General features: G+C 43.1%; 12 protein-coding genes. 11 read left to right on the forward strand and 1 reads right to left on the reverse strand.

What is annotated here, in order from left to right:
* Nucleotides 1-74 precede the first annotated feature (74 nt).
* The 9 genes from IQR33_RS03735 to mnhG all read left to right on the forward strand — a co-directional run bounded on the left by IQR33_RS03735 (nt 75) and on the right by mnhG (nt 8,141).
* On the forward strand, nt 75-794 hold the full coding sequence (locus IQR33_RS03735) for an SDR family oxidoreductase (protein ID WP_053307575.1): 720 nt from the start codon (nt 75-77) through the stop codon (nt 792-794).
* Between the two features lie 393 nt (nt 795-1,187).
* Nucleotides 1,188-2,123, forward strand: a complete 936-nt coding sequence (locus tag IQR33_RS03740) for a universal stress protein (RefSeq protein WP_193837950.1) — start codon at nt 1,188-1,190, stop codon at nt 2,121-2,123.
* 109 nt (nt 2,124-2,232) lie between these two features.
* Nucleotides 2,233-2,424: a hypothetical protein gene (locus IQR33_RS03745; RefSeq protein ID WP_171345606.1), complete on the forward strand. Its 192-nt coding sequence runs from the start codon at nt 2,233-2,235 to the stop codon at nt 2,422-2,424.
* 164 nt (nt 2,425-2,588) lie between these two features.
* Entirely contained in the window at nt 2,589-5,258 is a 2,670-nt protein-coding gene (gene mbhE, locus IQR33_RS03750; RefSeq protein WP_193837951.1) for a hydrogen gas-evolving membrane-bound hydrogenase subunit E, read from the forward strand.
* A complete protein-coding gene (locus IQR33_RS03755; protein ID WP_017633704.1) occupies nt 5,258-5,611 on the forward strand; it encodes a Na+/H+ antiporter subunit C in 354 nt (117 codons plus the stop codon). The genes mbhE and IQR33_RS03755 overlap by 1 nt, the downstream gene beginning before the upstream one ends.
* A complete protein-coding gene (locus tag IQR33_RS03760; RefSeq protein ID WP_017820359.1) occupies nt 5,608-7,104 on the forward strand; it encodes a Na+/H+ antiporter subunit D in 1,497 nt (498 codons plus the stop codon). Before IQR33_RS03755 ends, IQR33_RS03760 begins: the two co-directional genes overlap by 4 nt.
* Nucleotides 7,101-7,577: a Na+/H+ antiporter subunit E gene (locus IQR33_RS03765; RefSeq protein ID WP_005373320.1), complete on the forward strand. Its 477-nt coding sequence runs from the start codon at nt 7,101-7,103 to the stop codon at nt 7,575-7,577. The genes IQR33_RS03760 and IQR33_RS03765 overlap by 4 nt, the downstream gene beginning before the upstream one ends.
* Nucleotides 7,570-7,848: a cation:proton antiporter gene (locus IQR33_RS03770; RefSeq protein ID WP_005373317.1), complete on the forward strand. Its 279-nt coding sequence runs from the start codon at nt 7,570-7,572 to the stop codon at nt 7,846-7,848. Before IQR33_RS03765 ends, IQR33_RS03770 begins: the two co-directional genes overlap by 8 nt.
* Entirely contained in the window at nt 7,848-8,141 is a 294-nt protein-coding gene (gene mnhG / locus IQR33_RS03775) for a monovalent cation/H(+) antiporter subunit G (RefSeq protein WP_005373314.1), read from the forward strand. Before IQR33_RS03770 ends, mnhG begins: the two co-directional genes overlap by 1 nt.
* Before the next feature lie 19 nt (nt 8,142-8,160).
* Here mnhG and IQR33_RS03780 read toward each other — a convergent pair whose 3' ends face one another.
* The gene (locus tag IQR33_RS03780) at nt 8,161-8,868 is read right to left on the reverse strand and encodes a GntR family transcriptional regulator (RefSeq protein WP_054730587.1); all 708 of its coding nucleotides are present in this window, start codon (nt 8,866-8,868) and stop codon (nt 8,161-8,163) included.
* A gap of 180 nt (nt 8,869-9,048) precedes the next feature.
* On the opposite strand from IQR33_RS03780, the gene IQR33_RS03785 reads away from it, so the two are divergent.
* Nucleotides 9,049-10,377: a 6-phospho-alpha-glucosidase gene (locus IQR33_RS03785; protein WP_047101299.1), complete on the forward strand. Its 1,329-nt coding sequence runs from the start codon at nt 9,049-9,051 to the stop codon at nt 10,375-10,377.
* A gap of 55 nt (nt 10,378-10,432) precedes the next feature.
* A complete protein-coding gene (locus IQR33_RS03790; protein ID WP_047101519.1) occupies nt 10,433-11,983 on the forward strand; it encodes an alpha-glucoside-specific PTS transporter subunit IIBC in 1,551 nt (516 codons plus the stop codon).
* Nucleotides 11,984-12,100 lie beyond the last annotated feature (117 nt).

Genomic DNA, 12,100 nt, shown 5'->3' on the forward strand with positions numbered 1-12,100 from the left:
GCGGCATATATCAACAAACAAAGTTTTCTTAAACTTACCGCCACTGATGTAAACCGTTCGATTAAGGATTCAAAATGAAAAAGTTAATTGTTATTACAGGCGCTAGTTCAGGCATTGGTGAAGCGATTGCACGTCACTTCAGTGACCAGGGCCATGCTCTTCTTTTGTTAGCAAGACGTGTAGAACGTTTGGAAGCATTAAACTTACCAAATACGCTTTGTGAAAAGGTAGATGTGACCGACAAAGCTTCTTTCGAGGCTGCAATAGAGAAAGCTGAAGCGTTGTATGGTCCGGTAGATGCACTTGTAAATAACGCAGGCGTTATGCTTCTCGGTCAGATAGATACTCAGGAAGCATCGGAGTGGAAGCGCATGTTTGATGTGAACGTAATTGGCTTGCTCAATGGCATGCAGTCCGTCCTAGCACCTATGAAAGCACGTAACAGTGGTACGATCATTAACATCAGCTCTATTGCGGGCAAGAAAACATTCCCTGATCATGCTGCTTATTGCGGTACCAAATTTGCGGTTCATGCTATTTCTGAAAACGTACGTGAAGAAGTTGCGTCATCAAATGTTCGCGTTACCACGATTGCACCTGGTGCAGTGGAAACGGAATTACTTTCACATACAACGTCTCAAGATATTAAAGATGGTTATGACGCCTGGAAGGTGGATATGGGCGGTGTGTTGGCCGCAGACGACATCGCACGCGCAGTGCTGTTTGCTTATCAGCAACCGCAAGGTGTATGTGTTCGTGAAATTGCTTTGGCACCGACAAAACAACAACCTTAACATTGAGTTACGGCGATTTTAGGTCACTAAAGCCGTAAAACTTTGCATATCGATTCGTGATTGAGATGGCATCTTTAAACTAAGTTGCGTGAAAATTTAGGTCATCCATTTAAATCCGGACACTAAGTGTGTTATTGCTTATACCCAAGTTACTCAAGGTGAGAAAAAACTTTGAGTAATTTGGGTTTTTATTTGGTCTCAACTTTAGGTAGCGGAATTTATTTAGGTCGAAGGCGATAGTTGTGAAGAAAGGAGAGTGTGACGTAAAACAAAATGAAGCAATATCCGTCTCTTAATGAGAATTGATTTCATCAACGTCACAAGCCGTTACAATTATCCGTTAGGTATTATACTTTGTGGGTGGTTAATATTTAACCAAACAAGGAGGTGTGTATGAAACGATTCGCAAACATACTTTTTGCAACACAAGGATTGCCAGGCCATAGTGACGCCCTCGAACAAGCGATGAGGATTGCATCTAGCAACAAAGTGCCTGTCTCAGGGCTAATAGCGTGTCCTGATTTCCCAACAGACATGATCCAGTATCAGCAAAGTTATGAGCAATCGCTGCAAGACTCCCTCAAACAAAGTATTCACGAATACAGACAGAAGCTGGGACTCTCTGAAGAGGATCTCGCATTTCCTCTTACTGTGAAAAGCAGTGAAAAGCCCGCTGTCTGTATTATTCAAGAAGCATTAGCTGATAACAAAGATCTCATCATCAAAGAAGCTGAACCGCTCGGTGAAGGTGCTGAGGGTTTCAAAGCTATTGATATGACTCTGTTACGAAAATGCCCTTGTCCGCTTTGGTTGCACCGACCAATTGATAAGCCAAGAGATAAACGCCGTGTTGCTGTGGCTATCGACCCATTAACGGCAAGCGATGAACAGCACTCATTAGCCGTGCGTTTACTCGAATTATCGCGTTCGATAGCCGACACCTGCGATAGTCGTTTACACGCGATTTCTTGCTGGGAGTATTACTTAGAAAACTACCTTAATGGTAACGCTTGGATTCAAGTCGATGATGCTGAGTTGAAACATGAACTCGATAAGGCAAAAGCCGATCATAAACAAGCTCTGCAACAGCTGTTGGAGGAGTCTGGGATTACAGGTGAAATTGTGATTCACCACCTGCATGGAAAACCCGACGAAAAGATTCCAGATTACGTAGAGAGTATTGAGGTAGACGTGCTGGTAATGGGAACCTTAGCGAGAACTGGTATATCTGGCTATGTCATTGGTAATACGGCTGAAAATATTTTGCAATCGATTAACTGTAGTTTGGTCGCTCTTAAGCCCGATGGTTTTGTCTCACCGATTCAGTAATTGGGGTGTAACAAAGTTGGGTTTAAGTGATGTTTTAGGTAAAGGAGGGAGATGGATCTCTAGAACATGGAATTATCAATGTATCAATAAGTTATCAGAGGAGAGTGACATGAAAAACCTATGCCCGAAATGCCACACAGAAATGATAGAACGTTCGAATGTTTATATTTGTCCGAGAAATGATATCGGTGACTGCACCTACGATGCATTCGAGTTAGCTGATGACGATAATCCATATACATTCAGCCAAGAACACGTAAGTAGTGACCTACGTTCTTATGCCGTAGCAGACAGCAAATAGCGGTTTGTATCGGCGTTCCTCTAAGTAGCACTCAGTGATTACTGTTTGCTACTTTTCCCTTGGTTTCATGATCGTTTTTGAAGCGCTTGGGCTAAAACAATACAGTGGAGTTTGTCATTTGCGCCGGATAGGGCGTATCTTCTTATAATAACGAATGGGCTGCGATGTTGAATAACATAACGGGTAAAGAAAACCTACCGAAAAACCTAGATAATCAGTTGGTCTTACTGATTTTCCCTGCGCTGCCAGTTTTAATCTTCTCTTTTCTCTTCTATATCTATACTCCTGCAGGCGTGAGCTGGAATGCGGAATGGATACCAAGCCTCGATATCAACCTTAGCTTTAGATTAGATGGTCTTTCATTTCTTTTTGCGGGACTGATCAGTGGGATTGGCGCACTGATTCAAATCTACGCTTTGGCTTATTTACGAGAAAGTGATAGCCGGTTTTCCTTTCATTTGTATCTAACCCTATTCATGCTTGCCATGCTAGGGATTGTGATGAGCGATAACATTCTGTTGTTATTTGTTTTCTGGGAACTCACCACCATCACTTCTTACTTACTGATCGGGTTTAATCACGAAAATAAAACGTCTCGGAAAAACGCCTTGCAGTCGCTGATTGTTACCGGTGCTGGTGGACTAGCGTTGCTAGCTGGTCTTATCTTGCTGGGAGCAATGGCTGGGAGTTATGAGCTAAATACCATTATCGAGCAGGCAGACACTATTGCGCAGCATGAATGGTTTATCCCATCTCTAGTGCTCATACTACTCGGTGCATTTACTAAATCTGCGCAATTCCCGTTTCATTTTTGGCTACCTAACGCGATGGCAGCTCCCACTCCGGTCAGTGCGTATTTACACTCGGCAACAATGGTAAAGGCAGGCATTTACCTATTAGCACGTTTATCGCCAGTTTATGCCCACAGCGAGATCTGGTTTTATGCTTTAGTCATCACTGGGAGTATCACGGCCATTTGGTGCACATTTGTCGCATTAAAACAAACTGACTTGAAGCTGATGCTAGCCTACAGCACGAATGTTGCTTTGGGTAAATTAACATTATTACTAGGTATGGGCACAGATTTGGCCGTTAGTGCAGTATTGATGTTTATTCTCGCTCACTCTTTCTATAAAGCTGCGCTGTTTATGGTGGTGGGTAATATCGACAAAGCGACAGGAACACGAGATATTGATCAATTGTACGGTCTGAAGTCAGTTCTCGTCATCAGCATGGTTGCGGGGAGTTTGGCTGCATTGTCTAAAGCGGGGTTCCCGCCGTTGTTAGGTTTTTTGAGCAAAGAATACATGTATAAGTCCGCAGTAGAGCTCAATAATTGGATCGCCTTTGTACTATTAATCGTGAATATACTGATGGTCGCGCTAACCATTATGCTTATTGCGAGACCATTCTTTGCTCGCCGTGCTCTCGTGCCGATTGAAACTAAGCCAGTTGAGACAAAAAAAGCCATGTGGATCTCGCCTTTGCTCTTGGCACTTGGCAGTCTCCTGGTCCCGTTATTCGGTTTAAATTGGTTAGATCGCAATATTATTTTTCCGGGCTCTGATGACATTCTGCCCACAGCAGCTCTTAAAGAGACATCACTATGGCATGGCGTGAATGTACCGTTAGTGTTAAGCGTTATTACGCTAGCGTTGGGGTATGTGGTGTACCGTGTTTATCCTACTGTGTCTGCATTTTTTCAGCGGCTACATCTATTCGTCCCCAAAGCGGAGAATATTTTTGAACGACTATTAGATGGCATGATGACAGTGGCGAAGTGGCAAACGGCGCGGTTACAGCAAAAGAAATTGAGTCGCTATGTCCTATTATTTTTCACGGTACTTGCCGTTGCGTTACTGAGTCAGGTAGCGCTTATTCCTCTGCCTTTGGTTGGCGAACTTTCAAGTGTCACTTTCTATGAGATTGGTATTGCCTTATTGTTGATTGGTGCTGCGCTCGTATGTACGTTGTCCCACGCAAGACTTCTTGCGATTTCTGCGCTTGGTATGATTGGCTTCATGACTACGCTTGTTTTTATGATTTATAGCGCCCCGGACGTTGCGAAGACTTTACTGTTAGTGGAAACATTAATGGTGGTCTTTCTTGCATTGTTAATGCGTCATATGCCGCGTCTAGCCACCGTGCCCAAGCATTCAATAAAACGTAAAGTAGCGAATATTTGCATAGCAGGTGTGATAGGTGTTTCGGTTACTTTACTTTTGTTAGGAATCACGTCTCAGCCGATGGACTCTTCGGTGTCAGATTTCTTTGCAGAAAACAGTGTCCCGGGTGGACATGGGCGAAACATTGTTAACGTTATTCTGGTCGACTTTCGCGCATTTGATACATTGGGAGAAGTTGTCGTCGTTGTTATTGCTGGGATTGCGGCAGTGAGTTTGCTTAAGACAAGAGCGAAAAAGCAAAATCGTATCCAATCATTAATTTTTGCAACCACGGCACACATTGTTTCGGCACTCATGCTCGTATTTTCAGTGTATCTGTTGTTACGTGGTCATAATGAACCGGGTGGTGGCTTTATTGGTGCGTTGATTGCCGTTATTGGTTTATCACTTCTCATGTTCGCGGAATCACCGAAATACGTTCGTTCTAGGTTGTATTTCAAACCGTTTCTCATTGCGTTATCTGGCATCGCATTGAGCTTAGTTTCTGGTGCTTTGAGCTTTGCGTTTGATAAACCGTTTTTGACCGGACTGTGGTGGAAAGACGTGATACCACTAGGGACGCCATTGGTTTTTGATGTTGGTGTTTACCTTGCCGTTATAGGTGGCGTGATGGGTATGCTGCTTCGTATTAATGAGGAGCTAGAGTGATGGAAATAGTCTGGAGTGTTGTCGTTGGAGTATTTGTCGCAGCAGGTGTTTATTTAATGCTTGAAAAGCATATCTTGCGCCTTTTGTTCGGCATCATGTTACTCAGTAGTGCGGTTAACCTTGCTATTTTTACCGCTGGGAGGCTGACGCCCGGAGAACCGCCATTGATTGGCGATAATGCTCTTTTACCACCAGATAGCGCGGCAAATCCTTTACCTCAAGCGCTTATCTTAACTGCGATAGTCATCGGTTTTGGACTACTTATTTTTGCTTTAATGCTGTTCTATCGAGCTTATAAAGACACTGGAACTGCAAACGTCGATGAAATGCAACGTTCTGAGGAGGGTCAATGAGTTCGATTTTGCTTACGTTACCGGTAGTTCTCTCGCTGAGTACGGCGTTGATTATCTTCTTCGTCCGTCGCTCAACAAAAAGTGTTGAGTGGTTGAGCGGTGTAAGTGCGATTTCGAACCTTTTCGTTGCGGGCTTTCTCACAGAAAACATCATAAATAATGGTATTCAAGCCGTTGCTTTTGGTCAGTGGAGTGCGCCATTTGGTATCGTGTTTGTCGCAGATTACCTCAGCGTTGCTATGGTGATGATCACGGCGGTGATTGGTGCGATATGTGTTTTCTACGCGATGGCGGACCTTCACCGAAAGCCCTCCTATAGCAATTACCATGCGTTAATGCACATGTTGCTTGCTGGCGTTTATGGCGCTTTCCTGACTGGAGATATTTTTAATCTGTATGTTTGGTTTGAGGTCATGCTCATTTCATCATTTGGTTTAATGGTGTTAGATGCAACGAAAACTCAAGTTGATGGTGCAGTAAAGTACGTGATGTTGAACCTGATTTCGACGCTGGTATTTTTGCTTGCTATCGGCTTGTTGTATGGCGCAACGGGCACCTTGAACCTGGCCGATCTCTACACCAAAGTAGGGGAAAATGAATTGAGCATCAACATGATGCTGTCCGCGCTATTTTTGTTTGCCTTTTCTATTAAAGCGGCACTCTTTCCTTTATTTGCTTGGTTGCCAGCTTCTTATCACACGTTACCAAGCGGTGTGGTGGCACTGTTTGCCGCGTTGCTTACTAAAGTCGGTGTATACGCGTTGATAAGAGTCTTTACCTTGGTATTTCCGCTCGCCGAGAGTGGTTGGCAACCGACGTTAATTTGGGTCGCAGGGCTAACCATGTTAACGGGCGTTTTAGGAGCGGCTAGCCAATTCGACATTAAGAAAATTCTTTCTTTTCATATTATTAGCCAAATAGGCTATATGATCATGGGGTTGGCTATTTACACTCCCTTAGCTTTAGCCGGTGCCATTTTCTACATTGTTCATCACATCATTGTAAAAGCGAATTTGTTCTTAATAGGTGGATTCATCGAGCGCAAATATGGCTCTAGTCAACTTGAACATTTGGGTGGGGTATACAAAGCTATGCCTTGGTTAGCGTTCTTGTTTCTTGTCCCTGCGTTTTCTCTGGCCGGTTTCCCACCGCTATCGGGTTTCTGGGGAAAGCTATTGGTCATCAAGTCGAGCATACAGGCTGAGTATTACTGGTTAGCAGGTACCGCGTTATTGGTGGGGTTGCTTACTGTCTACTCGATGACGAAAATTTGGAGTGAGGCATTTTGGAAAAAGCCATTTAGAGAGAAGCCAGAACAGACTCTGCAGGCCAAAGTACATTGGTTGTACTGCGTTCCAATTATTGTATTGACAACGTTGACGCTAATCATTGGCTTAGTGGCGGAGCCTTTTTATCAATTTTCCGTTCAAGCTGCAGAACAACTGTTAAATCCGACTGAATACATCAGAGTGGTGTTAGGAGGAAATGCATGATCTATCTATTCCTCAATTTTTTCTTAGCGTTAGCGTGGATGATGCTTAATGGCAGCTATTCGAGTCTGAATTTTGTTGTCGGATTTACGGTCGGCTTTTTTGCTTTAAGGTTGAGTCAACCATTTGGATTGAAAACGAGCTATTTTCAACGTTTTGCATCTGCATTGAAGTTATTGGTGTACTTCGCTTATGAAATGGTTATATCGGTTGCGAAAGTGGTGTGGGACGTTGTGACACCTACTCATTTGAGTCAGCCTGATATCGTTTATGTCCCTCTGGAGGTCGATTCTGATCTAGAAATCACATTACTGGCGAACATGGTTTCTTTAACACCGGGCACGCTTAGTTTGGATGTTACGGCTGATAAAAAGTATCTTATCGTTCATGCCATGTTTGCACCTGAACATGAAGAGGTTATTCGCGGAATTAAAGATGGGTTAGAGCATCGAATTTTGGAGGTGACGCGTGGATAGTTGGCTGCAAATAACGGTCACTTTTGCCTATTCTGGGCTACTACTCAGCTTTGTTATGGCTTTTGCTCGTTTAATTCTAGGACCAACGCTAGCTGATCGAGTGGTGGCGTTAGATCTGATTTCATTTATCACTATCGGATTTATTACGGTTTACACCTTAGACAGCGGTGAGGACGCTCTGTTAGATATCGCCATTACATTAGGTTTGGTTGCATTTCTCGGCACGATCGCATTTGCACGTTTGATCGTTAAAAGAAAGGAGAAAGAATAATGGACGTGTTGATTGGACTATTTTTATGCTTAGGAACATTGTTGACCTTGGTTGCAAGTCTAGGTGTCCTGAGGCTTCCTGATTTGTATACCCGAATGCATGCAGCTACCAAAGCTGGAACTGTCGGAGTGAGCTGCTTGTTATTAGCGGTCGCTTTCTCACTCCCTGAAGTTACCGTGATCTCTAGGGTTATCGGTACGATGTTGTTTATCGTTCTCACTGCGCCAGTCGCCTCCCACCTGCTCGGCAGAGCAATGCGAGAGGTCGGATATAAGATTTGGCGTAATGATTAACCATTAGCGTCGAATAGTACTACGCCCTAGTTGAAATAAACTCGAAGCTGTATTGATGAAGTCGGAAGTAATTGACGGTATATTCAAATGCACGACCATCTTCTAGGTAACCAGTGGACTCAACTTTTAGAATAGGGGAAGCTTCTGATTCATTCAGGTATGAGGCCGTCTCTGCATCTAACAAGTACGGTTTGACAGACTGACTGCTTTTCGCAATTTTCAATCCTTTGCTATTTTCAATGTACTCATATTTAGAACCATTCATTATGGCTATGCTCAAGTCTGGAAATAACATTGCTGGCATATGAGTGACTTCGTAAATTTCAGGCTCATCATTAATACATCTGAGTCTATGTATTTCATATGTATCATCATTGGGCGAGAGATTTAACTGCTTAGCAACCTGCTCATTCGGCTTTTTAAGTTCGAACTTTATGACTTGAGAGCTAGGCGTTTTCCCCTGTTTACTGACTTCCTCGATAAAACCCAGCAAATGTAAGGCATCATGTTGGGCTTTTAGATCGTTTACATAAGTTCCACTACCTCTTGTCCGACTAATTAAATTATTGTCGACCAGAATTTGTAAGCTTTTTCTGATGGTTACGCGGCTTACGGAAAACTCTTCTTGCAAATCACTCTCTTTTGGAAGCATCGATTTAGGTTGTAGTTCCCCATCTTTGATCTTTTTTTCTAATCGTTCCGCAATGTCTATGTATTTGGGTTTCATAATACCTCGCTAAGTCTTGGATCATGATAGCAAGAATGTGATCTGAGATGTAGTTAATACTTTTCCTTAGGATCTTTGTGTGATTTTTATCTCGTATCTTTGTGCTTACACTTTAAATGTATCATAAAAGTATTAATACTTATTTTATACATTTGCAGGGTAAACATTTGAGGTAGCGGAATGAAACGTCAAAAATTAACGATTGTTGGTGCTGGCAGTACATACACACTTGGTATGATGAACAGCCTTATTGCTGAAAAAGATAACTTTCCACTCGCAAAAGTCGTGTTTTACGACATAGATGAGAAACGCCAAGAGTCGAATGCATTAGCTACTGAAATTCTATTGCGAGAACACTATCCAGAAGTTGAAGAGTTTGTTTATACAACGGATAAATCTGTCGCATTCTCAGATTCGGACTTTTTCTTTATCCAGATCCGCACTGGTGGGTTGGCCATGCGCGAGCGCGATGAACAAATCCCGCTATCCAACTCTTGTGTTGGGCAAGAGACATGTGGCGCGGGAGGAATGGCATATGGACTTCGCTCTATCGGCGACATGATCCAGCTAGTGAACGAGATCCGACAAACGTGTCCAGATGCGTGGATTCTTAATTACACCAACCCGGCGGCAATTGTCGCTGAAGCTTTAAATCGTGAATTTCCGCATGATAAGCGAATTCTAAATATCTGTGATATGCCAGCAGCGATTATGGTCAGCTATGCGCAATTGTTAGGATGTGAAATTTGGGACTTCGTTCCTGAATATTTTGGGCTTAATCACTATGGCTGGTTTACCAAAATTCGTAACAAACAGGGTGAAGACTTAACGGACAAAATTAAAAATATCATCCTAAAAGAAGGGATCAGTGCGGTTGATGCGGAAATAGCGGATGACCCATCGTGGCAAGCCACATTCAAAAACATGAGAACAATGCTTGTTGATAATCCAGAGTTTTTGCCGAATACGTATCTTCAGTACTATTTGTACCCTGAAAAAATGGTGGCGAAAGAGGATATCAACAATACCCGCGCAAGGCAGGTAATTAACGGCCGTGAGAAACGAGTGTTCGAATTGAACGCAAGAATAATTGAAGCGGGCACCACGAAGCACGAAACACTGCATGCCGATATCCATGGTCGATACATGGTGAGAGTCGCGGCTTCGCTAGCCTACAACTTGAGCGATGTGTATCTCGTCATCGTACCGAATAATGGTGCTATTACAAATTTACAAAATGACGCCATGGTAGAAGTTCCAGCTGCGCTAACTAGTGATGGACCGAAAGCTTTTACTGTAGGAAAAATCCCAACCTTCCAAAAAGCCATGATTGAAAGCCAACTTGGTTACGAGAAATTAGTCGTGGATGCTTGGTACGAAGGAAGTCAGCAAAAGCTGATTAATGCACTCACACTTAACCGTACCGTGGTTAATGTGCCAAAAGCTAAAGAAATAACAAAACAATTACTAGAAGAAAATAAAGCCTACCTTCCTCAATTTTTTCAATAACAACTGGACGTTCGGGGCCTACTTGTAGGCTCCGTGAATGAAACAAGAGGTTTATATGAAAGACATTATTCAAAGGTTCGGGGCCGCGATGTTTGTACCCGTTCTATTATTTCCAGCAGCGGGCATGTTATTGGGTTTCTCTGTTGTGCTGTTAAATCAAGAAGTGTTTCCTTGGGCACTAGAGGGGAGTGCTTGGGTTAAAGTCTCGACGATCATTTTACAGGCATCTCTCGCTGTATTTAAAAATATGGCACTTATTTTTGCCGTTGGGTTACCTATCGCTTTAGCTAAAAAAGCATCTGGTCGCGCTGTACTTGCAACACTTGTTTCCTACATTACGTATAACTACGTTATTGGTGGAATCCTTCAATTTTGGGGGCCAGAACTGGGCGTTAACTATACGGAAGGTGAGCGAGGTTTGACTGAAGTTGGTGGCATTCTAACGCTTGATACCAACTTGCTAGGTGCGATTTTAATTGCAAGTCTCTCTGTTTGGGTTCACAACCGATTCTTTGATAAAAAGCTACCGGATTGGGCGGCTGTATTTGGCGGAACGCCATTGGTTGTGATCATTAGCTTCCCAATTATGGTCGTGATGGCAATTCTAACTTGTTTGACTTGGCCAAGTATTCAGCATGGTATTAACAATCTGCAATCATTTTTGGTTTCTGCTGGATCGTTAGGGGTATGGCTATTTACGTTTTTAGAGCGAATCATGATACCAACGGGGTTGCATCATTTCGTATATGGTCCCGTTTTTTATGGGCCTGTTGCAGTCGATGGCGGAACGGTTTCCTATTGGATTCAAAATATACAGACATTCGCCCAGAGCTCGGAAAGTTTAACGACACAATTTCCTCAGGGTGGTTTGATGTTGACGGGAATGGGTAAAGTGTTTGGTTGTACGGGTATCGCACTAGCACTCTATTCAGTTGCGAAAAAAGAAAATAAAAAGATGGTGATGGGGTTAGTGCTCGGAGCCGCAATCACAGCAATTCTTACAGGGATCACCGAACCAATAGAGTTTACATTCTTATTTATCGCACCTGCGCTGTTTGCTTTGCATGCGTTGTTATCTGCGACAATGGCAACGATCGCCTTTATGTTTGGTGTTTCCGGTAACTTTCAGACTGGCTTGATAGACTTCATTTTCCAAAACTGGTTGCCTTTGGCTGGTAACCATGCAGGAACATACGTGATTCAGATTATTATTGGTCTCATGTTTACTGGTGTTTACTTTGTTACGTTTCGCGCGCTTATTTTAAAATACAACATACTTACTCCGGGACGTGAAGGTGCAGATAGTAAGTTGTATTCCAAAGCTGACTACAAAGAAGCGAAAGCGGTCCATAACAGTAGCGCAAGTCCGTCACAAGCTAGTGCCTTTATTGAAGGTCTGGGTGGAAAAGAAAACATTGAATTGTTAACTAATTGCGCGACGCGTTTGCGTGTTAAAGTTAAAGATGTCTCTCTTGTAAAGGAGAACGCATTTTTCACACAGCACGGAGCGGTGAATATTGTTAGAAATCAAGAGAGCCTTCAAATCATCGTTGGTTTAACGGTGCCACAAGTTCGCGAAGATATGAGCCAACTGATAAAAGCTTAACCCCCAAACTAATGCTCCAGCTCATATGGCTCAAAGGTGAGATAGAATTATCTCACCTTTTTTGTGTACATGAAGCATATTTCGCTCAGTTTCCACGAAAGTGGGGAGGAGTTATCG

Source organism: Vibrio sp. OPT46, assembly GCF_015163535.1.
In the GTDB taxonomy this organism is placed as follows: Bacteria; Pseudomonadota; Gammaproteobacteria; order Enterobacterales; family Vibrionaceae; genus Vibrio; species Vibrio alginolyticus.